Source organism: Cryobacterium sp. TMT2-4 (genome assembly GCF_004402575.1).
Lineage (GTDB): Bacteria > Actinomycetota > Actinomycetes > Actinomycetales > Microbacteriaceae > Cryobacterium > Cryobacterium sandaracinum.
In genome coordinates, this window is record NZ_SOGE01000025.1 from 47,871 (window position 1) to 72,002 (window position 24,132).

24 protein-coding genes are annotated in these 24,132 nt (G+C 66.7%); 9 read left to right on the forward strand and 15 right to left on the reverse strand.

The annotated features are described in order from the left end of the window. Positions 1-3 precede the first annotated feature (3 nt). Positions 4-1,230 (forward strand): ABC transporter ATP-binding protein, encoded by a 1,227-nt coding sequence (locus E3O54_RS06630; RefSeq protein ID WP_134401216.1) that lies wholly within the window; start codon positions 4-6, stop codon positions 1,228-1,230. On the opposite strand, the gene E3O54_RS06635 is transcribed toward E3O54_RS06630, so the two are convergent. The 4 genes from E3O54_RS06635 to E3O54_RS06650 are packed head-to-tail and all read right to left on the reverse strand — an operon-like array spanning position 1,227 to position 5,760. After that, positions 1,227-2,522, reverse strand: a complete 1,296-nt coding sequence (locus E3O54_RS06635) for a glycosyltransferase family 4 protein (protein ID WP_134401217.1) — start codon at positions 2,520-2,522, stop codon at positions 1,227-1,229. The genes E3O54_RS06630 and E3O54_RS06635 overlap by 4 nt on opposite strands. 44 nt (positions 2,523-2,566) lie before the next feature. Further along, positions 2,567-3,556, reverse strand: a complete 990-nt coding sequence (locus E3O54_RS06640; RefSeq protein ID WP_166785385.1) for a glycosyltransferase family 2 protein — start codon at positions 3,554-3,556, stop codon at positions 2,567-2,569. Beyond that, positions 3,549-4,478, reverse strand: coding sequence for an NAD-dependent epimerase/dehydratase family protein (locus E3O54_RS06645; RefSeq protein ID WP_134401218.1), 930 nt, complete (start codon positions 4,476-4,478; stop codon positions 3,549-3,551). Before E3O54_RS06645 ends, E3O54_RS06640 begins: the two co-directional genes overlap by 8 nt. After that, positions 4,471-5,760 carry a glycosyltransferase family 1 protein gene (locus E3O54_RS06650; protein WP_241976785.1) on the reverse strand — a complete coding sequence of 430 codons (1,290 nt, stop codon included), beginning with the start codon at positions 5,758-5,760 and terminating at the stop codon, positions 4,471-4,473. Before E3O54_RS06650 ends, E3O54_RS06645 begins: the two co-directional genes overlap by 8 nt. Positions 5,761-5,912: 152 nt before the next feature. Between E3O54_RS06650 and E3O54_RS06655 the strand changes: the two genes are divergently transcribed. Then, positions 5,913-6,785, forward strand: a complete 873-nt coding sequence (locus E3O54_RS06655) for a glycosyltransferase family 2 protein (RefSeq protein WP_134401220.1) — start codon at positions 5,913-5,915, stop codon at positions 6,783-6,785. On the opposite strand, the gene rfbA is transcribed toward E3O54_RS06655, so the two are convergent. Both rfbA and E3O54_RS06665 read right to left on the reverse strand, forming a co-directional pair. Continuing rightward, complete coding sequence (gene rfbA / locus E3O54_RS06660; protein WP_134401221.1) at positions 6,786-7,655, reverse strand: glucose-1-phosphate thymidylyltransferase RfbA; 870 nt, start codon at positions 7,653-7,655, stop codon at positions 6,786-6,788. 2 nt (positions 7,656-7,657) lie between these two features. After that, positions 7,658-8,266, reverse strand: a complete 609-nt coding sequence (locus E3O54_RS06665; protein ID WP_134401222.1) for a dTDP-4-dehydrorhamnose 3,5-epimerase family protein — start codon at positions 8,264-8,266, stop codon at positions 7,658-7,660. Between the two features lie 72 nt (positions 8,267-8,338). Between E3O54_RS06665 and rfbB the strand changes: the two genes are divergently transcribed. The 3 genes from rfbB to E3O54_RS06680 are packed head-to-tail and all read left to right on the forward strand — an operon-like array spanning position 8,339 to position 11,321. Further along, on the forward strand, positions 8,339-9,325 hold the full coding sequence (gene rfbB, locus E3O54_RS06670) for a dTDP-glucose 4,6-dehydratase (protein ID WP_134342657.1): 987 nt from the start codon (positions 8,339-8,341) through the stop codon (positions 9,323-9,325). Next, a complete protein-coding gene (rfbD, locus tag E3O54_RS06675; protein ID WP_134342658.1) occupies positions 9,325-10,179 on the forward strand; it encodes a dTDP-4-dehydrorhamnose reductase in 855 nt (284 codons plus the stop codon). The genes rfbB and rfbD overlap by 1 nt, the downstream gene beginning before the upstream one ends. Continuing rightward, a complete protein-coding gene (locus tag E3O54_RS06680) occupies positions 10,176-11,321 on the forward strand; it encodes a glycosyltransferase family 1 protein (protein WP_134401223.1) in 1,146 nt (381 codons plus the stop codon). Before rfbD ends, E3O54_RS06680 begins: the two co-directional genes overlap by 4 nt. 50 nt (positions 11,322-11,371) lie before the next feature. Here E3O54_RS06680 and E3O54_RS06685 read toward each other — a convergent pair whose 3' ends face one another. The 3 genes from E3O54_RS06685 to E3O54_RS06695 all read right to left on the reverse strand — a co-directional run bounded on the left by E3O54_RS06685 (position 11,372) and on the right by E3O54_RS06695 (position 14,421). Continuing rightward, complete coding sequence (locus tag E3O54_RS06685; protein ID WP_369827946.1) at positions 11,372-12,733, reverse strand: LCP family protein; 1,362 nt, start codon at positions 12,731-12,733, stop codon at positions 11,372-11,374. Continuing rightward, entirely contained in the window at positions 12,730-13,197 is a 468-nt protein-coding gene (gene purE, locus E3O54_RS06690; protein ID WP_134372322.1) for a 5-(carboxyamino)imidazole ribonucleotide mutase, read from the reverse strand. The genes E3O54_RS06685 and purE overlap by 4 nt, the downstream gene beginning before the upstream one ends. A gap of 87 nt (positions 13,198-13,284) precedes the next feature. Then, positions 13,285-14,421: a 5-(carboxyamino)imidazole ribonucleotide synthase gene (locus E3O54_RS06695; RefSeq protein ID WP_104100328.1), complete on the reverse strand. Its 1,137-nt coding sequence runs from the start codon at positions 14,419-14,421 to the stop codon at positions 13,285-13,287. 121 nt (positions 14,422-14,542) lie between these two features. Between E3O54_RS06695 and E3O54_RS06700 the strand changes: the two genes are divergently transcribed. Next, a complete protein-coding gene (locus E3O54_RS06700) occupies positions 14,543-15,034 on the forward strand; it encodes a GtrA family protein (RefSeq protein ID WP_134342660.1) in 492 nt (163 codons plus the stop codon). On the opposite strand, the gene E3O54_RS06705 is transcribed toward E3O54_RS06700, so the two are convergent. Continuing rightward, positions 15,031-15,588 (reverse strand): PH domain-containing protein, encoded by a 558-nt coding sequence (locus E3O54_RS06705; protein ID WP_241973050.1) that lies wholly within the window; start codon positions 15,586-15,588, stop codon positions 15,031-15,033. The two genes, E3O54_RS06700 and E3O54_RS06705, sit on opposite strands and share 4 nt — an antisense overlap. A gap of 6 nt (positions 15,589-15,594) precedes the next feature. Beyond that, positions 15,595-16,437: a biotin--[acetyl-CoA-carboxylase] ligase gene (locus E3O54_RS06710; RefSeq protein WP_134401224.1), complete on the reverse strand. Its 843-nt coding sequence runs from the start codon at positions 16,435-16,437 to the stop codon at positions 15,595-15,597. A gap of 185 nt (positions 16,438-16,622) precedes the next feature. Between E3O54_RS06710 and E3O54_RS06715 the strand changes: the two genes are divergently transcribed. Together E3O54_RS06715 and E3O54_RS06720 are read left to right on the forward strand one after the other, a co-directional pair. Further along, complete coding sequence (locus E3O54_RS06715) at positions 16,623-18,236, forward strand: acyl-CoA carboxylase subunit beta (protein ID WP_370247467.1); 1,614 nt, start codon at positions 16,623-16,625, stop codon at positions 18,234-18,236. Between the two features lie 9 nt (positions 18,237-18,245). Beyond that, positions 18,246-18,539: a hypothetical protein gene (locus E3O54_RS06720; RefSeq protein WP_241976777.1), complete on the forward strand. Its 294-nt coding sequence runs from the start codon at positions 18,246-18,248 to the stop codon at positions 18,537-18,539. A gap of 383 nt (positions 18,540-18,922) precedes the next feature. Here E3O54_RS06720 and E3O54_RS06725 read toward each other — a convergent pair whose 3' ends face one another. From E3O54_RS06725 to E3O54_RS06740, 4 genes are all read right to left on the reverse strand, one after another. Beyond that, the gene (locus tag E3O54_RS06725) at positions 18,923-19,963 is read right to left on the reverse strand and encodes a hypothetical protein (RefSeq protein ID WP_104100331.1); all 1,041 of its coding nucleotides are present in this window, start codon (positions 19,961-19,963) and stop codon (positions 18,923-18,925) included. After that, positions 19,960-21,258, reverse strand: a complete 1,299-nt coding sequence (locus tag E3O54_RS06730) for a sensor histidine kinase (protein WP_134401225.1) — start codon at positions 21,256-21,258, stop codon at positions 19,960-19,962. The genes E3O54_RS06725 and E3O54_RS06730 overlap by 4 nt, the downstream gene beginning before the upstream one ends. Then, positions 21,245-21,931, reverse strand: coding sequence for a response regulator transcription factor (locus E3O54_RS06735; protein WP_134342694.1), 687 nt, complete (start codon positions 21,929-21,931; stop codon positions 21,245-21,247). The genes E3O54_RS06730 and E3O54_RS06735 overlap by 14 nt, the downstream gene beginning before the upstream one ends. 79 nt (positions 21,932-22,010) lie before the next feature. After that, a complete protein-coding gene (locus tag E3O54_RS06740; RefSeq protein WP_134372277.1) occupies positions 22,011-23,324 on the reverse strand; it encodes a class I SAM-dependent RNA methyltransferase in 1,314 nt (437 codons plus the stop codon). A gap of 45 nt (positions 23,325-23,369) precedes the next feature. Between E3O54_RS06740 and E3O54_RS06745 the strand changes: the two genes are divergently transcribed. Then, complete coding sequence (locus tag E3O54_RS06745; protein ID WP_134372279.1) at positions 23,370-24,023, forward strand: nucleoside triphosphate pyrophosphatase; 654 nt, start codon at positions 23,370-23,372, stop codon at positions 24,021-24,023. The last annotated feature ends 109 nt before the right edge of the window (positions 24,024-24,132 follow it).

Sequence of the window (24,132 nt, forward strand, 5' to 3'; positions counted from 1 at the left end):
CCGATGACCACGCCGACAATCATTCACGTGGAAGATGTCTCCAAAAGATTCGTCATGCACAAAGACAAGTCCATCAAGGAACGCATCCTCAACTTTTCCCGGGCGCGTAAGCACCAAGACGATTTTTGGGCCCTCAAGGACATATCCCTCGATATCACCATGGGCACAACCGTGGGACTCGTCGGTCACAACGGATCGGGCAAGAGCACGCTGCTGAAGGTCGTCGGCGGGATCATCCAGCCCACGACTGGCAATGTCAGCCGGCGCGGGCGGATGGCTGCTCTCCTCGAGCTGGGTGCGGGGTTCCACCCGGATCTCACCGGCCGGGAGAACGTGTACCTTAATTCCGCCATCCTCGGACTCAGCCGCAGCGAAACCGACAGGTACTTCGATGAGATTGTGGACTTCTCCGGCATCGAGGACTTCATTGACACCCAGGTGAAGTTCTACAGTTCGGGCATGTACGTCCGACTGGCGTTCGCCGTGGCCGTGCACGTCGACCCCGACCTGCTCCTCGTCGACGAAGTTCTTGCCGTGGGAGACGAACCGTTCCAGCGCAAGTGCATGGCCAAGATCGCGCAGTTCCAGGCCGAAGGCCGAACGATCGTCCTGGTCAGCCACTCCGCCGAACAGGTCGGTGCACTCTGCGACAGAGTCGTCGTACTCGAACACGGTGAGATGCTACACGACGGCGACCCGGCACAGGCGCTGCGGGTGCTCCGAGGCAGTTTCTCCGACGAGCAGGTCCGGCATGAGGAGAAACTCGAGGCCGAAGGCAGGCCAGAGCACCACGTCGTCGCGGTCCCCCAGGTCAGCGTGACCGCATCGCGGCTGGACGCAGCCAGCGTCATTGCTCCGGGCTCCGACATCCACGTGAGCGTGCAGTACGAGGTTCTCGAAACCATCGACCCCTGGCTGATCGGCGTTGCCCTCGAGACCGCGGTCGGCAATGTGGTCTATCGGATGACAACCCGTGAACTCGGTGAGAAACTCCCGCTGGAACCCGGCACCTATAAGTTGAACGTGACGTTCAAGAACCACAATCTGGGTGGGGGTTCGTACTCCGTCAGCGTTGGCCTGGCCTATGAGGCCGGCGAAACGATCCTGGTCGTGAACCCTGCCGCCACGTTCGAGGTCGCCGACTACGGCATCGGGCGTGGCGCGATCCGTCTGGATGTCGAATCCAGCGTGCAGCGGCTAGAGGCCGCCCGGGCCGCCGGCCTCACCTAGAGACCGCCCAGCATCGAACGCAGCTTCCGGAAGGTCCGGTTCACCCAGCTGTGCCGGATTCGGCTCAGGGTGCGGAAGAGCTGGCTCGAGTAGAGCTCGGCCTGTTCCTGCCTCATCGTGGTGAGCGCGTCTTCCTGCTCGAGTAGCTCTGCCCCGAGCTTGATTGTGGCTGCCTCAAGCTCGATCGCGGCCGCCTTGAGCTCGTTGGAGAGTGCCTCCATCCGGATCCACTCACGCACGTAGGAGCCGAAAGCGGCCTGAACGTTCTCGTGTCCCTGAATCTGCTGAGGGGTGAGCTTACTGACCGGTCTGCGCCGTTCCGAGACGAACTCGAGCAGGTCCTCGAGCCGTTCCGGTAGGAGATACACGCGAGTCCAGTCGCGACGCACCAGGGCCGCCTCCGCGACCGCGTCGTCGAATCCTTCGGAAATCTCTACGACGATTTCCGCAGCCGTCTTTGTGCCCGCTCGCCTGCCGGAAAAGTTCTCCCAGCGGGCGTCCTCGATGTTCGCCCGGGTGATCCAGCCAGGGCCTCCGAAATGGTCGTAGCAGTACACGGGGACGCCGGCGACGATCGAGTACTGCACCGTCTTGCCGATGGAGATCATCGCGTCGGTGCCGGCCAGGGTATCGGGCGTCACCCGACGCGGCGTGGCGCCCAGCTCGGATTGGGAGCCGATGACGACCAGGTCGAACCGTTCCCGGATCCCCTCAAACGCGGCGACGAGTTCGGGCGGGATGTGATTGGAGACCACCGTGATTCGACGCTCGTTGTTCGGGGTCGGTGAAACGTCGCCGAATCGGGCTGGTGCAGCGTTCCCCATGACTTGGAGACGATCTGGGTCCACATCCTCGTAGACCCCCGTCGCTCGATGGATTTCAAGCGATCGCGGTGACTCGAACAGAACGGCGGTGGCCAATGCCGATTCCAAGACCGCAGCCATCGTGAACTCAGCCGGGAGAATCGATGACATGTGGTGGAACACGAACAGGATCTCGTCGGCGTGTTCCAGTACGACCACTGGAATAATGGAGTGCTGAATCCAAGCGAGGTCAGGAAGCCGCTCCTGAAGGTTCGCAGCGAGGGCGTCCTCCCACAACTCAAACACCGTGACACCCTCAATCCGGTCGAACTCCTGGCGGATGGGATAGCCGAAGGAGTGGGTCGCGATGACGACCTCCACACCTTGCCCGGCAAGATACTCCGCCAGCTCCAGGGTGACGATCTCGGCGCCCATGTAGCGCAGCAGGTGCGCCTGAGTGATTAGGAACTTCGACCCTTTTAGCTGCATTTCAGATCCTTGGAAGTCGTGGAGTCGGGCCAGACGAGAGTCACTCAGATTTTCCGCGACTTCTCCAGCGATCCCGAGTCCAGGGCAGCCTGGTCGGTGAGATCCGTCAGCGTCGCCGCTCGGTAACTCGTCCACTTCCGCACCTGGTAGCGCGGGTTCATGGCGAGCCAGAAGAGCCGTCGCTTCCAGCTGAAGTCACGATCTCTGAGGATGCGCAGCGTGTCGCCGACGACTCCCCGAGTGGTGAGGCGAAGTTGCGTCCGACCCGTCATGGGCGGAATCGGGAAACCGATCTGTCGTAGGCCGATGGTCTCGTCGAAGATCCGCTTGCCGTACTCGGACAGAGTGAGGTCGTTGGAGTGCTCGACTGCTGCGCGACCGGCATACGCTTTGCGATAGCCGGCCTCGATCAGGTCCTTGCCGAAAAGCTGGTCCTCCGCGTAGCGAACATCGCGGTAGGGGATGGTGTTGAGCAGGAAGTCGCGCCGCGCGGCCGAATTGACGTCCGAGTAGAAACTGATGGCGTTCAGCACGCCCTCACTCTGCACGAACGCGTCCTTGTAGAACACAGAGGTGCCGAAGTCCGGCCCGAAGCCCGCGAATACGCCCTGGATCTCATACTTGAGCAGAGGGAAGCAGCCGGCGCGCGGAAGCTGCTTGCCCATCACGGCGACGATACGCTCGTCGAGCCGGAACGGTTCCAACAGTTCGCGCAGCCACTGACGCGAGGCCGGGATGGCGTCGTGGGTCAGGTAGGCCACGAACTCGCCGGTCGCCAGCTGTGCGGCCAGGTTGCGGGTCTTGCCGTGGCCGAACTCCGAATTCGGGATCTCGTGCAGGCGCACCGAAGGGAATCGGCGCACGATGTCCAGGGTCGAATCCGTCGACCCAGAATCGACCACGAGCACCTCGACGGCACCGTCCAGCTCCTGACCGAGTACTTCGGTCAGGATGCGTTCGAGGTAGTCCTCACCGTTGTAGGTGAGGATCGCGACCGTTGCACGGATCGGGGTCGCGGCGGTTGGATCAGTCATTCGGGTGGTCTCGGATCTCTTCGTAGGTCAGCCTGACGCCCTCGTCAAGCTCGGTCATGTCTGCGGTTCCGAACTCCGCCCGGTAGCGCTCAGTGTCCAGCACGACCCGGTCGACGAACGTGGGCGGGGCCGGTCGTTCCTCGACAGCGAAGTCGATTCCGGTGACCCGGTGCAGGGAGTTGATGATGTCGGTCACCGAGTAGCCGATGCCGCTGCCCAGGTTGTACAGGTCGAATTCGGTGTCCACGCCCACCATCGGCGTCACCATCCGAACCAGGTCCTCCACATAGACGTAGTCGCGCACCATCAACCCGTTACCGAGCCGGATCACCGGCCTGCCCAAGGAGATCTGGCGCAGGGCGATCGGGATCAGACCCTGCTTCTTGTTGGGCTTCTGGCGCGTGCCGTAGGGGTTCGAAATACGCAACGCGGTGGACTCGAGGCCGTGCGTGGCCTTGAAGTAGTGCAGGTAGTGCTCAATCGACAGCTTGCCGATCCCATACGGGGAAATCGGCAGCGCCCGGTCCATCTCGGAATACTCGGCCTTGCCCTGCGGACCGTAGATGGCACCGCCGGTCGAGGCGAAGTAGAACCGCTTGATCCCCGCGGTCGCGGCCGATTCGAGGAGTTCAACGGTCTGGGCGACGTTGGTGCGGATGTCCAGGGTCGGATCGCTCTCCGCGGTCGCCGGGCTCGTGGTCGAGAGGAAGTGGAAGACGTAGTCCTGGCCGTCGACGGCCCCCTCGAGATCCGAGCGGCTGAGGAACTCACCCTGCAGGACCCGAACTCCCGGGGCGGTGAAGGTCGGCTGCTGCGAGCTAAACCGGTCGAAGGCGGTGACGGAGTGCCCGCCGGCGGCGAGAGAATCGACCAGGTGGGAGCCGATGAAGCCGTTGGCGCCGATGACGACTGTCCTAGCCACGCATGGCCCCTTCGAACGCCGCGAGGAATTGCACGCCGGAATCCGACCAGTTGACCTGGGCGACCGACTCCGACATCGCGATCGATCGTGCGACCGCATCGGGGTGGTCGAACACCTCGGCCATCTTGCGCGCGATGGCCAGCGGCGAGGCAGGCACGTACTCGATGAAGGGGTTGTCCGAGACCATCCGGTTGTTCGGCCCGTCGTTGACCACGGGAGTGACACCGCTTGACAACAGTTCCAGCGGAAGCAGGGACATATTGGACAGCGACATCACCAGACCCGCGGCGCAGCGGTTATACACGGCGTTGAGTTCGGAGATGTCGAGGCTCGAGAGGTTCGTGTATTCGAATGGGATGTTCCAGTTCGAGACGTCCCAACCGGCCAGGTTGATGCGCACCTCGGGCTTGAGCCGGGCGAACTCCGTCAGGGCGAGCAGCCCGAATTCGAAGGCGCGGCGTGGTGTGACCGGGCGGGCATAGAAGAAGACCTCAGTGCGCCGTCCCACATTCGTGACGCTGTAGTGGGTCTTGTCCACCGCGAAATCGAAGTGGTCCGTGGTCATGCCATATTCGGTGGCGAGCTTGTGGGCCAGCCACCCGCCGGCGGTGATGCCGTGAAAGCCGAATTTGTAAGTGTTGCCAGCTAGCAGGGATTCGGTGCCAAGCGGGTAGAAGCTGGCCTCGTAGTCCTGCACGAAATAGAACCGGCGAGCATCGGACTTGTCAAGGTAGGTTGGGTAGGCGGTCTCCCACCCGGTGGCGACGAGGGCTTGGGTACTCGCGTCGACGCCCTGCTCGCGGTCGTACATCGTGATGCGGGCCGCTACTTCCGGGTATGCCCCGGCAGACTTCAACATCGCGCGGATGTCGGGGATGCTCACGGCGGCGGCACTCGTCGTGTAGAGATAGATCGAACAGCGGTGCCCGGCTTTCTCGGCGATGTCGATGAACCGGAACAGGTTTTGGTGCCCCCCGCTCTCGAGCCCGGGAGGCGACATGATCCAGGCGATGTCCACAGGGCCCTCCTCGACTACGGTCGGCGAGACGCGCCAATGCGGGGACTGGGTCCAGTCCAGCTCCGCCGCATCCTCGTTCGCGACGAGCATGACGGTCTCATGGCGCGCGATCTTCGTGCTGGCCTTGGTCAGGCTGCGCACGATGAAGACGCGCGGGCCCTCCGCGCGCAGAACACGCACGGGTCGAAGGGCGATGTGCAGCGCCTTGCCAACATAAACTCGGAGACCCTGTTCGCGGATAATACGAAGGCTCCTGCGGAACACGGTCAAGAGATCCCCTTGTGGGTCGGCATCGGATCGGTGTCAGTAGATGTAGGCATATCAGAATCAGTCTATCAACCGGCTCGGGGCAGGTGATCCCGGCCCAGTCCCGCGACGGCCCGGGGCAACACGGGCACTGAGTATGCTTGACCCTGATGTCTAGCCCTCTCCTCGAGTCCACGGTAGTGGTCACAGTCACCTACAATTCGAGCTCCCACCTGCCGAAATTCCTCGACTCGGTGCGGACCAGCGAGGACCTTCAGCTCACCGTGATCGTGGCCGACAACCACTCATCAGACCTCGAGGCTACAACGCACATCGTCCGGCTACAGGGCGCGCGCCTGCTGGCCCTGGGCGAGAACCGGGGCTATGGCGGTGCCATCAATGCGGCAATCTTGTCCCTGCCACCCCACGTCACGTCGATCCTGATCTCGAATCCGGATGTCGAACTCAGCCATGGCGCGACCAGTGCACTGCTCGCTGAGCTGGCGGCTGATCCTCTCGTAGGCTCGGTCGGACCGAGAGTCCTCAACTCCGACGGCACCACGTACCCGTCCGGGCGAGAGCTTCCCTCGCTCCGAACCGGCGTGGGTCATGCGCTCTTCGCCCGCATTTGGCCCGCCAACCCGTGGAGCCGCTCCTACCGGGCCGAGCGACAGGGTTCCGACGTGCGGCGAGCCGTCGGCTGGCTGTCCGGTTCCTGCCTCCTCGTCCGTCGCACCGCGTTCGAGGAGCTGAACGGATTCGACGAGGGTTTCTTCATGTACTTCGAAGACGTCGATCTGGGCTACCGGCTGGGAAAGGCGGGGTGGAAGAACATCTACACGCCCGAAGCGTCGGTCGTGCACACCGGTGCGCACTCGACCAGCACCGAGTCCGGCAAGATGGTGCGCGCCCACCATGACAGCGCGTACCGCTACCTCGAGAAGAAGTACTCGGCTCCCTACCTGGCTCCCGTGCGCTGGGCGCTCAGGCTCAGCCTGGCGGTGCGGGCCCGCGTCTTGGCCCGCACCGGCCGGCTCGGCTGATCAGTCGTTCGTGGCGATGAGCCCGGTCAGATAACGCCCGTATCCGCTCTTCTGGAGCGGCTCCGCCAGCGTCTCGAGTTCGGAATTCGAGATCCAGCCGGCTCGCCAGGCGATCTCCTCGATGCAGCCGACCTTGAATCCCTGGCGGTCTTCGATCACGCGCACGTACTCGGACGCCTGCATCATCGACTCGAACGTGCCGGTGTCCAGCCACGCCGTGCCCCGGTCGAGAACCTGAACGTGCAGGTTGCCCTGGGCGAGGTAGCGCTCGTTGACGGTGCTGATCTCGAGTTCGCCGCGCGCGCTGGGCTCGATGGTCTTTGCGATCTCGACAACCGAATTGTCATAGAAGTAGAGGCCGGGAACCGCGTAGTTGCTCTTCGGCTTCGTCGGCTTCTCCTCGATCGACAGCGCGGTCATGCTGTCGTCGAATTCCACCACGCCGTAGGCGGTGGGATTGCTCACGTGGTAGGCGAAGATCCGGGCGCCCACCAGATGGGCGTTGCCGCGCAGGGCCGAACCCAGCCCGGCGCCATGGAAGATGTTGTCGCCGAGCACGAGAGCGACACTCTGGTCCCCGATGAATTCCTCGCCGATGATGAACGCCTGAGCGAGCCCGTCCGGCGACGGCTGCGAGGCGTACTCGATCCTCAGGCCGAGATGAGACCCGTCGCCGAGCAGCGCCCGGAACTGGTCGTTGTACTCGGGCGTGGTGATGATCAGGATCTCGTTGATGTCCGCCATCATCAGCGTCGACAGGGGGTAGTAGATCATCGGCTTGTCGTAAATGGGCATCAGCTGCTTGGAGATGGCCTTGGTAATGGGCCACAGCCGGGTGCCGGAACCGCCGGCGAGGATGATTCCGCGCATTGTTACTTTCCTTCGTTCAGGGAGGTGTAAAAAGCCCGGGCGTCAGCCCAGGTGGGCAGCAGGCCGCTGGCGGCGGCTTCGGTCAGGCTCGGGGCATCCGTGTCCTTCGGAGACAGGAGCAGTTCGCCGGCTTCGGGCGGGAAGACCAGGCCGATGTCGGAGTCGAGCGGGTTGATGCCGTGTTCGCGTCCCGGATTGAAGGGCGCGGTCACGAGGTAGCTGACCGTGGCATCGTCGGTGAGTGCCACGAAGCAGTGGCCGAGGCCCTCGGCGATGTAGATCGCTCGACGGTCGGTGTCGTCGAGCAGAACACTGTCCCACTGGCCGAACGTCGGGGACCCCACGCGGATGTCGATGACGAAGTCGAGCACCGCGCCGTGCGTCGCCGTGACATACTTCGCCTGGCTCGGCGGGATGTCGGCGAAATGGATGCCGCGCACGGAACCGCGCTTGGACACCGACGTGTTGGCTTGGGCGATGTCGAGGCGGTGCCCGATCGTCTCCTCGAGACGGTCGAAGCGGTACCACTCGAGGAAAACTCCCCGGTTGTCTCCGAACTGCTTCGGAGTGATTTCATAGGAATCGGGGATGGAGAGTTCGCGAATCTTCACCGAGTAAGCCTACCAAGCGCGTTCCGGTAGAATCGCGGGGGCACTTTCATCAAACGGAACGGTTACCTCCATATGAAGATCCTCGTCACCGGCGGAGCCGGTTTCATCGGCTCGAACTTTGTTCGGCGCACCCTCGAAGACGCCTACCCGGGCCTCGAAGGAGCCGAGGTCGTCGTGCTCGACGCCCTCACCTACTCGGGCAACCTCGAGAACCTGGCCCCCGTCGCCGGGTCGCCGCGTTACTCGTTCGTGCACGGCGACATCCGTGACGCCGCACTGCTCGACGAGCTCTTCCCTTCTCTCGACGCCGTGGTGCACTTCGCCGCCGAGTCCCACGTGGACCGCTCGGTGCGCGACGCGTCGATCTTCGTCGAGACGAATGTGCTCGGCACGCAGCAGCTGCTCGACGCGGCGCTTCGCCACGACCTGGCCCGGTTCGTGCACGTCTCCACCGACGAGGTCTACGGCTCCATCGCCGAGGGATCGTGGAACGAGGAGCGCGCGCTGGAGCCGAACTCCCCCTACTCCGCGTCGAAGGCCGGCAGCGACCTGCTCGCGCGCAGCTACCACCGCACGCACGGTCTGAATATCTCGATCACGCGCTGCTCGAACAACTACGGGCCGTACCACTTCCCGGAGAAGCTCATCCCGCTGTTCGTCACCAACCTGATCGACGGCTTGCACGTTCCCCTCTATGGCGAGGGAAACAACATCCGTGACTGGCTGCACGTGGACGACCACACCCGCGCCATCGCGATGGTGCTCGTCGGCGGCCGCGCCGGTGAGATCTACAACATCGGCGGCGGCACCGAGCTGACCAACAAGGAGCTCACGCAGATGCTGCTCGACTCCACCGGCAAGGACTGGTCCTACGTCGACCGCGTCGCCGACCGCCTCGGCCACGACCTGCGCTACTCCGTGGATATCTCGAAGATCCAGGCCGAACTCGGCTACGCGCCCCTCGTTCCGTTCGAACAGGGACTCGCGGACGTCGTGCAGTGGTATCGCGACAACCGCACCTGGTGGGAGCCGCTCAAGGCCCGTGCGGCATTGAGCTGATGACCCGCTATCTGATCACCGGCGCGGCCGGGATGCTCGGACGCGACCTGCAGGCCGCGCTCGCCGGCCGCGACGTCACAGCGTTCGACCGCACCGAGCTGGACATCACCGACCGGGCCGCGGTTCTGGCTCAGGTCGTCGGCTACGACGTCATCATCAACGCCGCCGCATACACGCAGGTGGACGACGCCGAGACGAATGAGGATGCCGCGTACGCGATCAACGCGACCGGCCCCCACAACCTGGCGCTGGCCGCATCCGCCACCGGGGCGAAGCTCGTGCAGATCTCCACCGACTACGTGTTCGACGGCAGCGCCACCGCACCCTACGCGGAGGACACCGAGATCGACCCGATCTCCGCCTACGGCCGCACCAAGGCCGCCGGCGAGGCGTTCGTAATGCAGGAACACCCGGCGGGCAGCTACATCGTGCGCACGGCCTGGCTCTACGGCCAACACGGCCCGAACTTCCCCAAGACCATGCTGAAGCTGGCTGCAGCCCGCGACACCCTCAGCGTCGTCGACGACCAGGTCGGTCAGCCAACCTGGACCGCCGACCTGGCCGCGCAGATCGTCACCCTGCTCGATTCCGACGCGCCCGCCGGCATCTACCACGGGACCAGCTCCGGCGTGACGAGCTGGTTCGGCTTCGCCCAGGCCGTCTTCGCCACGGCCGGCCTTGACCCTGAACGGGTCACTCCGACCGACAGTTCGCAGTTCGTGCGCCCGGCCCCCCGGCCCTCGTATTCGGTGCTCGGCCACGATGCCTGGGCTACCGCCGGGCTGTCCCCCATTCGCGACTGGCGCGAGGCTCTGGCCGCGGCGGCCGAGCAGGGGATCTTCGCGGACCAATGACCACACTGAGAGTCGTCCTGGACCAGATGATTGCACCGGTCCCGGGTGGCATCGGGCGTTACACCGAAGAGCTGACCCGGGCCCTGATCGCGGCGGCGCCGGCCGGTTGCGACGTCGAAGGAATCGTGTCGTCGTCGTCGGCCGAGCACTACGCCAGGGTCGAAACGTCCCTGCCGGGTCTGGGCAGTCTGCACAAGACCACGTTGCCGCGGCGCGAGCTCACGGCGGCCTGGCAACTGGGCATCGCCAACAGTTCCGGGTCGGGCATGATCCATGCCCCCTCCCTGCTGGCGCCCCTGCGCAAGCACAGCATCGTCAACGACGGCACCCAGGTGACCGTCACCATTCACGACGTGCTGGCCTGGACGCATCCGGAGGCGCTCACTCCGGCGACCGTCGCCTGGACGAAGGTCATGGTCAAACGCGCCCGCAAACACGCGGATGCGATCGTGGTCCCCAGCCACGCCGTGGCCCACCAGCTCGCAAACATCGTCGACCTCGGCGACCGCGTGCGGGTGATCGGCGGCGGAATCGGAAGCGGCCTCCGCCTTCCGTCGAACTCCTCCGCGACGGAGATCATCGCGGAACGCCTGGCGTTGCCGAACGAGTACATCGTCACCGTCGGCACGCTCGAGCCGCGGAAGGCCATCACGGCGCTGATCACCGCCCTGGGCCTGCCGGGAGCGCCGGATCTCCCGCTGATCGTTCTGGGACCGGCCGCCTGGGGTGAGCTCGACGTGGCATCCGTCGCCGACGAGGCCGGCCTCCCGTGGGGCCGGGTGCGCGCCCTGAACGGGCTGACCGACGAAGAGTTGGCCGTGGTCATCTCCCGGGCGGCAGTGTTCGTCTACCCCAGCCGGGAAGAAGGCTTCGCCGGGCCGATGATCCAGGCGTTTTACCTGGGCACCCCGGTCGTGCATTCGGACGCCCCGGCCCTGGTCGAGGCCGCCGGCGACGCGGGGCTGGTCGTCGAGCGTGAGGATGCATCCGGGTACCCCGAGCGACTGGCTGCGGCCGTCACCCAGGTGCTGAGCGACACCACTCTCGCAAACCGGCTGCGCATCTTCGGTAGCGATCGAGCCCAGGCCTTCACCTGGCGCGATTCCGCCGAGCGCATCTGGCTGCTGCACGCGGACCTGTAACAGCACCACCGAGTCCGGGGCCGTTCGACCGAACCCGAACCTAACCGACCCTACGGAGCCGGTTCCGCCGTGGGCGGCGGAACCAGGGCGGCTTCGATCAGGCTGCGGATGACGTCGTAATCGGGATCCTCCGGGTCGACGTCGTTTTCCGGCACCAACTCGACGGACTGGATTGGCAGCGCCTTCGTCTTCGACGCCAGGTGCGTGAAATAGCCGAGCATGCCCTGAGGGATGTCGGTCTTCACGACCTGGCTGCCGGCCGATGCAACCGCCTGGAACTTCGTCAGCACGTTGGCGGGGCTCGCCTGCTGCAGGATCGCCTCCTGCACCTGCCGCTGCCGCACCATCCGGTCGTAGTCGCTCGTGTCATGGCGTGAGCGTGCGTACCAGAGGGCGTGGTACCCGTCCATGTGCTGCCTGCCGGGCTCGAACCAGAAGGCAACCTCGGTGAAGGTCTCGTCGGTATGCACGGGGACACGGTGGTCGACGTTGATGTCGACTCCGCCGAGCGCGTCGACGAGGTCGGAGAATCCCTGCATGTCGATCAATGCGTAGTACTGGATCGTCAGCCCGGTCACGCCCTGGGCCGCGTCGCGCATACCTTCGATGCCCGGTTCGCTGCCGCTGCCGACAGCATCCGGGTACATCTCCGGGCTCTTCACCTCCACCTCGGTGTAGATCGAGTTCAGCATGCACGCGGAGACCTCACAACCGTCGATCGACCCATACCCTTCCGGGTACAGGTCGGCGAGTGGCCCCGCAGAGAACGGCACGTCCTCCAGGTTGCGCGGCAAGCCGATCATGCTGGCCTGGCCGGTCTCCGCATCGATGCTGACCACGGAGATGCTGTCGGGGCGTAGACCCTCACGGTCGGGGCCGGCGTCGCCGCCGAGCAGCAGGATGTTGTAGCGGCCGTCGGAGGGCGGCTCCGTCGGGCCTGCCACGAAGACCGAGGAGAGGAACCCGCTGGCCGTCGTGGCCACGTACGCGCCGTACCCGGCCGTGCCGACCACGCCCACCATCAGCACCGTCGCGAGCCCGGCGATGATCGGGCGGGCCTTGGGGGTGGCGCGCACGAGGCGCACGAGGCGCAGCGTGTCCAAGGACAGGATCAGCCAGACCACACCGGAGAAGGCCAGCAGCAGGGCGGCCGCCCACAGGCCGATCGAGTTGGTGAACACGGTCAGAGCGACGGCAGGCCAGAGAGTGTAGACGACCCCCACGACCACCGCGAGAGCGAGCAGCGTGAGCGTCATGCCGAGGCCGAACCGGCCGAGCCGACGGTTGCCGGCCAGCACCTGCGCGGAGCCGGGCAGCACGAAGTTGAGCACGACGAGCCACCAGGCCCGTTTGGTCATGATCGGGGCGGACCCGAGATCCGGATGCCGGATCGGCGTGCGTGCACTGATCATAGTTTTGCTTGGAGGTCCAGGTTCTTCTGCTCGACTTGTGCGGCGAGCATCTCCCGATAGGCGAGCAGCTTGACCCGCAGGGAGTCGTCGGCGATGGCGAGGACCTTGACGGCGATCAGGCCGGCGTTGCGTGCTCCGCCGATGGAGACGGTGGCCACGGGCACCCCGGCCGGCATCTGCACGATCGACAGGAGCGAGTCCAGGCCGTCGAGCCGACCCAGCGGAACGGGCACGCCCACCACCGGCAGGGTGGTCACGGCCGCGAGCATGCCGGGCAGGTGGGCGGCGCCGCCGGCGCCGGCGATGATCACCCGGATGCCGCGCGCATGGGCGCTCTGGCCGTAGGCGATCATCTTCTCCGGGGTGCGGTGCGCGGAAACGACCTGCACCTCGAAGGGAACGTCGAAGTCGCGCAGGAGTTGCGCCGCGTCGCTCATCACCGGCCAGTCGGAATCGGAGCCCATCACGACGCCGACCAGCGGCACCAGGGCGGTCTCGTGCGGGGCGGTCTCGAGCTCAGGGGTGTCTGTCACGCAGTCGATCCTATTTGGTCAGTCCTGAAAAACTGCCGCTGCGGCCCGCGCCTGGTACGCGACGAGGTCCAAATCGTCCCCACCGACGGTCACGTGGCCGACTTTGCGCCCCGGCCGGGGGTCCTTGCCGTAGGTGTGCACCTTGGCGGCCGGGTAGGCCTCGAACGCGGTCGGGTAGCGCGCGGACAGGGGCTCCGACGCCGGCCCGCCGAGGATGTTGACCATGACCGTCCACGGGTCCCTGACGTCGGTCGCCCCGAGGGGAAGGTCGAGCACGGCGCGCAGGTGCTGCTCGAACTGGCTCGTCGTCGACCCCTCGATCGACCAGTGGCCGCTGTTGTGTGGGCGCATCGCCAACTCGTTGACCAGGATGCGCTCATCCGTCGTCTCGAACAGTTCGACGGCCAGCATGCCGGTGGCGCCGATGCCCTCGGCGATGCGCACGGCGATGTCGGCGGCGGCCCGGGCCAGCCTGCCCTCGGACTGGGGTGCGGGCGCGATGACCTCGGCGCAGACGCCGCCCTGCTGCACGGTCTCCACCACGGGCCAGAGCGCGATCTGGCCGGACGGGCGTCGCGCGACCAACTGGGCGAGCTCGCGACGGAACTCGACCAGCTCCTCCACCAGGAGGGCGCCGTCGTTGCCGTCTTCGGCGAGCGCGGCGAACCAGTCGTCGGCCTCGTGCTCGTGGGTGACCAGCCGAACGCCCTTGCCGTCGTAGCCGCCGCGGGCCGTCTTGACTACCCCGCGACTGTTGTGCGCGGCCAGGAACGCGCCCAACTCGGCGGCGTTCTCGACCCGCGCCCAGTCGGGCACGGGCAGACCCAGCTCGCTCAGGCGCTGACGCATCAACAGCTTGTCCTGGGCGAAGAGCAGCGCGTCGGGGCCCGGGTGCACGGCCACGCCCCTGGCCACGAGCTCGCGCAGGATCCCCTGCGGCACGTGCTCGTGGTCGAACGTGACGACGTCGACGGTGTCGGCGAAGGCCAGCACCACGTCTCGGTCGCGGTAGTCGCCCACCTGCACCGCGGCCAGGTCGGCCGACATGCCCTCGTTCTCGGCCAGCACCCGGATCCGGATGCCCAGGTTGACGGCCGCCGGAATCATCATCCTGGCCAACTGGCCGCCGCCGATAACGCCCACAGTCGTGTTCATCGCTCCACCAATTCCTTGGTACCGGTCATTCTCCGGTACGGGTTCTCTCAGGCTGCAGGCTGGACCTCGCCGTAGACTCGGGTTCTCGACTTCTATCTTTGCCCATCATTCGGAGGGATGCATGCCGAGTACACAGCGCCGATCAGCACGGCTTCTGGCCTTCGCCCACCAACTCGGCAAGTTCGGGGCTGTCGGCCTCGTCGGTTTCGTCGTGGACTTCACGGTCTTCAACCTGCTGCGCACCACGGTCTTCGACCCCGCCGTGGTGGAGTCCGGACCGATCTATGCCAAGGTCGTGTCGACCACGCTGGCCATCATTGTGAACTGGATCGGCAACCGCTTCTGGACCTTCGGGGCCAACCGCCAGTCGCGCACGCTGCGCGAGGCGGCCGAGTTCTTCGCGGTCAGTCTCGTCGGCATGGCCATCGGCCTCGCCTGCCTCTGGGTCAGCCGCTACGGGCTCGGCTACACCAGCCTGCTCGCCGACAACATCTCGTCGAACGTGATCGGGCTGGGGCTGGGCTCGGCCTTCCGTTTCGTGCTCTACCGGCACTGGGTGTTCTCCCCGCGGCGCGCGGCGACGGCCGACTCGGAGCGGGCGCTGGCTGCCTAGCGGGAGCCCCAGTGCGCGGTCTCGTCGGCGAGTGCTGACTGTTCCAGGCGGCGCAAGCCCATCAAGGTACGCGAGGACTCCATCAGGTCGTGCAACACCTGTTGCACCAGGGCGGCGTTGGGCACGTCTTTCAAGACGAGCGGATGCTCCAGCCCGGCGCTGATCAGAACGTCACCCGAGTGGGCCAGAGACTGCAGCCAGTTCTGGCGCAGGGTCACATCGTAGCCGCGGCTGTGCAGCAATTCCTGGCGGGTGCGCACGAAGAATCCGTGCCGGAAGATGATGCGCCGGGTGGTGATCGTGTAGCGGTTGTTCAGCCATGACATCAGCGGCAGCAGCCAGAGCAGCAGCACGAGGGCGGCTGCGGCAGCCAGCAGCGCGATATTCTGCCACGGCTCCGGCAGGGAACCGTAGAAGTACCCGGTGGCCGCGGAAATGGCCAGCAGCGCCAGGGTGGGCCAGAACAGGATTCGGGCGTGCGGCCGGAGCCCGGCCACGACCGACTCGGCCGGGGGAAGCACCTCGGCCGCCCCGAAGCCCGCTGTCTTTGTCATAATCCATTAATACCGCAGGTGGGTGACATCCCCGGCGGCGACAGCCTGCAATTCGCCGCTCGCCTGGTCTTCGACGATGAGCCGGCCGCTCCGGTCGAGCGCAATCGCGGTGCCGACCAGGTCGGTGCCACCGGGCAGTTCCACCCGCACGACCCCGCCGAGTGTGCCGCACGCTTCGGTCACCGCGCGCAAAAGCCCACTTTGGACCGGGTCGCCTTCCGCGTCGAGGAAGGCCCGGGTGAGCTGCCGCAGTTCGGTGAGGTAGCGGGCGAGCACGGCATCCGGATCGGGGGCCGAACCGGTCACCAGCAGCAGCGACGTCGAGGTGAGCGTGGGCAGGTCGTGCTCGTCGAGGGACACGTTCAGGCCGGCGCCGATAACCAGCCCCTGCGCGCCGGGCAGCAGCTCCGAGAGGATGCCCGACACCTTGTAACCGTCGATCAGCACGTCGTTGGGCCATTTCAGGGTGACCTTGTGCCGGGGCGCCTCCTCGCCGGGTTCGTCCACCCGGGCTGCCAGGCTCGCCTCGACGACCGCGCGCACGGCCCGGGTCATCGCGGCTCCGGCGAGCAGGGGGAACCAGCCGAAGTGGTCGATCGGGAGCGGGGCGGCCGAGGCTCTCGGGCGGAGCAGCACCGAGATGGCGAGCGACTTTCCGGTGGGGGCGAGCCAGGTCCGACCCAGTCGGCCGCGACCGCGGGTCTGGTTGTCGGTGACGACCGTCGACAGGTCGGGCCAGGCTGCGGCATCCTCGCCCGCAGTGTGGGCGACGAGCACGTCGTTCGTCGACCCGGTCTCGGGCAGGTACTCGAAACGCGGCACGACCTCGCGGCTGAGCGGAAACTCCATCTGATTTTCTCTCCCTGTGGCTAACTCCTGTAATTCTGGCGAATACGAGCGCAAATGGCACAATTCCGGCCCGAATCCGCCAATCCTCAGGAGTTGGCCACAGGAAGGCAGACGCACCCGACCAGCAAACCGGCCGGTTTTTGTAGACAATCGTCAACGATCGGGAGCAGGGGCTGGCCGGTAGAGTGAACCGCGTGACTGAGAACTCGCCCCTTGCGGGCCCCGACCTGTACACGACGGCTGGAAAGCTCGCCGACCTCAAGCTGCGCTATCACGAAGCCGTGACCGCCAGCGGCGAGGCCGCGATCGAGAAACAGCACGCCAAAGGCAAGATGACCGCGCGGGAACGCATCGACCTGCTGCTCGACCAGGGCTCCTTCGTCGAGATCGACGAGTTCGTGCGGCACCGCACGCACGCATTCGGCATGGAGAAGAAGCGGCCCTACGGCGACGCGGTCGTCACGGGCACCGGCACCATCCACGGCCGCCAGGTCTGCGTCTACTCGCAGGACTTCACCATCTTCGGCGGCTCGCTCGGCGAGGTTGCCGGCGAGAAGATCATCAAGGTGATGGACCTTGCCCTCAAGACCGGGGTGCCCATCATCGGCATCCTCGACTCCGGCGGAGCGCGCATCCAGGAGGGCGTCGTCGCCCTCGGCAAGTACGGCGAGATCTTCCGCCGGAACACGGCCGCGTCAGGCGTCATCCCGCAGATCTCGATCATCTGCGGCCCCGCCGCCGGCGGCGCCGTCTACTCCCCTGCCCTGACCGACTTCGTGATCATGGTCGACAAGACCAGCCAGATGTTCGTCACCGGCCCCGACGTGATCAAGACCGTCACGGGCGAAGACGTCGGCATGGAAGAGCTCGGCGGCGCGCTCACGCACAACACGATCTCCGGTGTGGCGCACTACCTGGCCAGCGACGAGCCCGACGCCCTCGACTACGCCCGCACCCTGCTCAGCTTCCTGCCGGACAACAACCTGGCCGACCTGCCCGTCTTCGACAGCGACATCGAGCTCGAGACGACGGATGGCGACCGGGGCTTGAACACGATCATCCCCGATTCCGCGCACCAGCCTTACGACGTGAAGACCGTGATCGAGCACATCGTCGACCACGGCGACTTCCTCGAGACGCAGCCGTTGTTCGCCCCGAACATCGTCGTCGGCTTCGCCCGCGTCGAGGGACGCTCGATCGGCATCGTCGCCAACCAGCCCAACGCCATGGCCGGCACGCTGAACATTCCGGCCGGCGAGAAGGCCGCCCGGTTCGTGCGTTTCTGCGACGCGTTCTCGATTCCGATCCTCACCCTGGTCGACGTGCCTGGCTTCCTTCCCGGCACCGACCAGGAGTGGACCGGAATCATCCGCCGCGGCGCCAAGCTGCTTTACGCCTACGCGGAGGCGACAGTGCCTCTGGTCACCGTCATCCTGCGCAAGGCCTACGGCGGCGCGTACATCGTGATGGGCTCCAAGCAGCTCGGCGCGGACATCAACCTGGCCTGGCCGACCGCGGAGATCGCCGTGATGGGCGGCCAAGGCGCCGTGAACATCCTGTACCGTGCCGAGATCAAGAAGGCCGAAGCAGCCGAGGAGGATGTTGCCGCCGTGCGCACCCGGCTGGCCAACGAGTACACCTACAACGTGGCGAGTCCGTTCCTGGCGGCCGAGCGCGGCGAACTGGACGGCATCATCGAGCCGGCCACGACCCGCGTCGCGGTGACCAAAGCCCTGCGCGCCCTGCGCACCAAGCGAGCGAGTCTGCCGCCCAAGAAGCACGGGAACATTCCGCTGTAGGCGGGTGCTATGACCGATTCATCGAATGTTACGAGCGCCCCGAGCGCCCCGAGCTCAGCCGAGGAGACCGAGTCTGCGCCGCCCGAGGTTCCCCCGGTGCCCGGGCTGCGTTTCCTGGCCCGCGGCGTCTCCCCCACCGAGGCGGCCGCCGTGTCGGCCGTGCTGCACGGCCTGGTGCGCGAGGAGGGCGACAACCTGCGCCAGGCGCCGGTGCGCGGCCAGAGCGCGTGGCAGCGCAGCCAGCGCAGTGTCCGGGTGGCTCTGACCCCCGGCGCAGGCCGCTGGCGCGGATTCTCGGCCTGACCCTTCGGTTCCCAACCGTCGGGGCTCCCGGTCCCCCTAAATGCCGACTTTTTTTACCGAACCGGTTCGACCAGTATTGGCAGTGCTCGGTGATGCTCTTAAGAGTTCACGACTAAAGCCCGTCGACTAGGGTAAGCAGTCGGGTTTTGGGGGCGCGTCAGGGTGACATTCGGGTTGTCGCCCTGGCACGAAAGTCGAAAGGGATCAACCACGGTTGGTCCCTTTCGCATTTGCCGGCGTGGCCCGTGCGTAACCCCGTCTCGAACGAATTCGACGGAGATTTTGAGGGAAACGGCCCCAAACACTCCGAAAAAGTGGTTGCAGACGAAAATCTCCGTCGAATTGGTGCGCCGTCGGCGCACGGTGTTCCGCGTGCTGACCAGCTAGCCCGGGCCGGAGGACGTCAGGACCGGGTTGCGCGGGATCTCCAGCCACAGGTGCACCTCAGGCTCCGGTGACTCCTGGCCGAGGGCGATCAGCTTCGCGTCTGCGCTGCTGAGACCCACCACGGTGACCGCGGTCGCGGACCCGTCGCCGGCGGTCCGGGCGATGATCGTGTCCGCCAGGGTGGAGTCGATCGCGGTCGCCAGAGTGTTGAGCACCGATTCCAGCTCCGCGCCGCGGATGTCGTCGATACTGCCCTCGTCGAGCAGGGTGACGATGGCGCCGCGGCGACGCGCGGCCATGATCGCGTCACGCACGGCGTCATTGAGCAGCTTCCGTCCGCGGATCTCGTCCCGCACAGCCGCCTCCAGGTAGCGGGACTCCTGACGCTGCTCGTCGTTCAGCACCCCGCCCTGGTCGATGATCCGGCGCAGCATCGGGGCCGCAAGCCGGATGGTCTGGGCGAGCCGAACCTGGCGCTCGTAGAGGTGCGCGTCCTGGGCGGCCTGCCACTCGGTGGCCTCCTGCTCGGCCAGGGCGTACTGCCGGGCGTCGCGGCCTGCCTTGGCCAGCGCCCGCGCCAGGATGACCGCGACCGCGACCCAGACCACACTGCCGATGACGCCCATGGAGCCCAGGGCAGCCGGGCCAGCCCAGAAAATCGTGTGCACGACCAGCGTCGCGGCGCCGACCCAGGCCAGGCCTGGGCGCCGGCGGGTGGCGGTAATAGTCATCAGGGTGCCCACGGCCGCGACATTCCAGGTGGCGTAGCCGTTGTCGACGGAGCCGTCGAGCTGGCTCCCCACGAGCAGCGGCAGCATCGCACAAACAGCGACGTTGAAGAACGCCAGCCACACCGGCATCCGCATCGGGCTCGTCGGCCAGAGGCTGAGCACGGTCGCCACACCGTAGACGAGCAGCGCCAGGATCGCCGGCACCGGGCTGCGCGGTTGGCCCAGCGAGTAGAAGCCGAGCACGATGTGGTAGGCGGAGAACATTGCGGCCAGGGAGAGCACGAGTCCGCGCGGAACGGTGATCACTCGGAACCTCCTTTCTGGGCCGGCGGCCACTCGATGGTGATCGTCGTTCCGCGGCCCACCCCGGCGCGCACGCGCACGGATCCGCCGGCGCTGGCCACCCGGTCCTGGATCGAGATGCGCAGTCCGAGCCGTTCCGCCGGCACAAGCTCTGGGTCGAAGCCCACGCCGGTGTCGGCGATCGTGATGGTGCAGCCCCCCCGGGCGTTCCCGCTCATCGTGAGGGCGCGGTCGGGCTCGAAGCTCGGCGTGCCGGCATGCTGGGCGCTGTTCACCATGGCTTGCACGCTCGCGGCGAGGATCGCCTCGCTCGCGTGGACCGGGAGGCGCAACCCGTCGATCTCGCACTCGTCGACGGTGAACGGCACCGGCAGCCGGTCGGCGGCGGCCCGGATCTGCGCACTGAGCTCGCTGAAGGCAACCGTGCTGTCGTCACCGGCAGGCACGATGGCGGCGTCGTTGAGCCGGGTGAGGGCATCAGAGGCCATGCCGGAGGCCAGCTCGGCCGCCTTCGGGCTGCCGGCCGCGGCCGCGGCGAGGAACGTGGCCAGCACGCTGTCGTGCACGATCGAGTCGACCTGCACGCGCTCGACCTCCGTCGCGTGCTGCCGCACGGCGTTCCCATACTGGTGCAGCGCGTTGGTCTGCGCGTTGTCGACCGCGAGGGCCGTCTGCCGCAGCATGAAGATGATGATCAGGATGACCTGGCCGAGGATTATCGCGTAGACCGTGTCCAGAGACGACAGAAGAACATCGGCGTCGCCGCCGGACGGTGTCGACCGCACCACGCCGTAGACGATCGGCACGACCACCGTGTAGATGACGGCCCAGAACACCGGGAAGGCCAGAGCGGCGCAGGCCGTTGCGATGGTGCACATGTACCAGAGCCACGGTTTGCCGTCGAGCACGGCCGCGGGGTCACGCATCAGCATGGGCCAGGCTAGCAGCGCCGCCAGATAGAGCATCGCCACGGTTCCGGCGGATGCCCGCACCCCGACCTTGGTCACGGCGGCCACCACGACCGCCGCCAGCGACAGACCGAGCAGCAGCGGCGCGAGCAAACCCATCACCGGCACCCGCACCGGGGCCTGCGCGAGCATGATCGGCATCGCCTGGAGGGCGAAGACCACGCCGACGCCGGCGACGGAACGCGAGGCCACGACTTCGATCCGGGTGCGGCTGATCGGGTTGCGCGGCTGTTTGGGCCCCACGATCGGGTCGGAATCGAGCAGCTCGGCGTCCGAGTGCGCCGCGGTGGAGCCCAGAGGGCCGGAGCCCGCGGGCTTACCCGCGGGCATCTCCGCCATCCGGGTCGAGGCCCGGCAGGATTCCGTCTTCGACGGCGCGCCGGAGCAGGTCCACCTTGGTGGGTGCCGGACGGCCGACCTCCACGTATTTCACCCGGATCCGGTCGAGGTACTCACGGGCGGTCGAGTGCGCGATGCCAAGCTGCATCGCCACCATTTTGAGGGGGAGCCCCGACGCGTAGAGGTGCAGCACGTCACGTTCGCGCCGGCCGAGCTGGGCCTTGGCGAAGTCGCGGTCGGCGTCGATGGCCGTGGCCCACTCGAGGTTGTTGAGAACGTCGCCGCGGGCCACGGATGCGACAGCCGCCATGACCGTGGTGGTGGGGGACGATTTGGGGATGACGCCGGCCGCGCCCGCGGCAAGCGCCTCGCGCACCAGGGCGACCCGATCGGCGATGCTGTGCACGAGGACCGACGCGCCCGTGCTCCGGGCACGGTGCACATTGTCGGTGACGCGGGATCCATCGCCCAGCGACAGATCCAACACGATGACGTCTACGGCGCGGCCGTCGATGCCGTTCACGAGCTCCTGCACGGTGGGCGCGGTGAAGACGACCTCGTAGCCGACGTTCTCACAGGCCGCCTTGATGCCCAGGCGCACCGACTCGTGATCGTCGGCGATGCCCACCCGCACGGGATGGCCGAGTTCGAGGGCGCCGGGAATTCCCGGGGCCGAGGGGAGAGGTGTTGCTGGCTGGTTCACGGTTCCTACATCCTCACGTTGTCGTACAGGTCAACGATAGCTACCGGGACAGGAGCGCGACGGCTTCGACATGGTGGGTATTGGGGAACAGGTCGAAGGCACGCAGCCGGCGCAGGATGTACCCGTGACCGGCGAGGAGGGCGATGTCGCGGGCCAGGGCGACGGGGTCACAGGCCACGTAGACGATCTGGGCCGGTTCCACGGCGCCGAGCAGGTCGATGACCTCCTTGCCGGCGCCGGAGCGTGGCGGGTCGAGGATCACCGTGGCGGCCGACTGGCGAGCCTTCTCGGCGGAGCTCGAATCGCGCACGAGCGCGTTCAGGAACCGGTCGACGCGGGAGGTCTGCACGCTGGCCCCCACCCATTCGGCGAGGTTCTCAGCCGCGAAGTCCGTGGCCTGCGGGTCGCTCTCGACGCTGGTCATGCGCACCGTGCTGCCGAACCGGTCGCCCACGGCGGCGGCGAGCAGGCCGACCCCGCCGTAGAGGTCCAGGTTCGCGGCCCGGGGGTCGAAGGCGTCCGCGTCGATGATGTCCTGCACCGCGCGGTAGAGGGTCTCGGCGGCGCTGGTGTGCACCTGCCAGAACCCAGCGGCGTCGAGGCGGAACTCGCGCTCGCCCACAACCTCGCGGATCAGCGTTTTCGGGGTGTGCCGGCGTCGGCCCTTGTCGTCCTGCTCCGCCACCAGGATCTGCACGGTGCCCAGGCTCGGGGCGACGATGTCGACGGATGCGGCGCCGGGAAACATTTTGTCCAGCGGCGCGGCCGCCTCGAGCAGGCGGTCGGCCAGCGGCAGGTCGCCGACCGGGATCACCCGGTGCGAGCGGGCGGCATAAGGGCCGACAGAGCCGTCCTCGTCCACGTGCAGGCGCACGCGCGTGCGCCAGCCGGTGCCGTCGGCGGCGTCGCCGGGCGAGGCGTTGGGGCCGACCGGGACCGGCTCGACCATGACCTCGGACTCGATACCGGCCATCCGTTTCAAGGCGTCAGCCAAAACCTGGCGCTTCAGCTCGCGCTGGAAACCGAGCTCGATGTGGCCGAACTCGGCGCCGCCGGCGCGGTCTACGGGGTCGCGGTCGAGGGCGGCGGCGGCCCAAATGTGCGGCTGACGCTCCGGTGCCGGGGTGAGCACTTCGACGGTCTCCGCCCGCCAGAAGCTTTTGTGGCTGGCCGAGGTCAGCCGGGCGCGCACGCGCTCCCCCGGCAGTGTGTCACTCACGAAGACCACGCGGCCCTCGTGCCGGGCGATGAAGATGCCGCCGTGGGCTACGTTGGTGACGTCAAGTTCGAGTTCCGTGCCCACTTCTGCGGAGTGCCCGTTCGAATCTGCCTGGATGTCATTGCTGGAGCCCATCCTTCGATGATCCCACACCACGTGCACCCCCACCGAAGGAAACCCATGCGCTTGTACCTGGCGTCCACGTCTCCGGCCCGGCTGATGCTGCTGCGCACCGCGGGGATCGAACCTGTCACAGTTGCGCCCGACGTCGACGAGGACGTGGTCGCCGCCGACGCGGCCCGGTCGGGCGGCGGACCGCTGACTCCCCACCGGGTCGTGGAGCTGCTGGCGCGGGCCAAGGCGGAGGCCGTGTCCCGCGTGTTGACCGACAGCGGCGACATCACCGACGGCCTCGTGCTCGGCGGCGACTCGGTCTTCGTGATCGACGACGTCATCTACGGCAAGCCGCACACCGCCGAGAAGGCGCGGGAACGCTGGCACCTGCAGCGCGGCCGAACCGGGCAGCTGTATTCGGGCCATTGGCTGATCGACCACGCGGCCGGCGTGGCCGGGCGCGGTGTCGGCGCCGTCGCCGTCGCGGACGTCACCTTCGCCGACGACATCGAGGATGCGGAGCTGGACGCCTATATCGCCACCGGCGAGCCTCTGCTCGTGGCCGGGGCCTTCACCATCGACAGCCTCGGGGCGCCGTTCATCACCCACATCAGCGGGGATCCGTCCACCGTCGTCGGGCTCTCGCTGCCGACGCTGCGCCGGCTGGTGACCGGTCTCGGGCACGCGTGGCCGAGCCTGTGGAACCGCACCGACAACTGACAGATTGCTGGTTATCGAGGTTGTTTGTAGGCATCCGCACCTTTCTCCGGCCTCTTTTTGTGGGAGAGAACCAAAAACCCGGTCGCTCTGCCCCATAAGCTAGGGCACT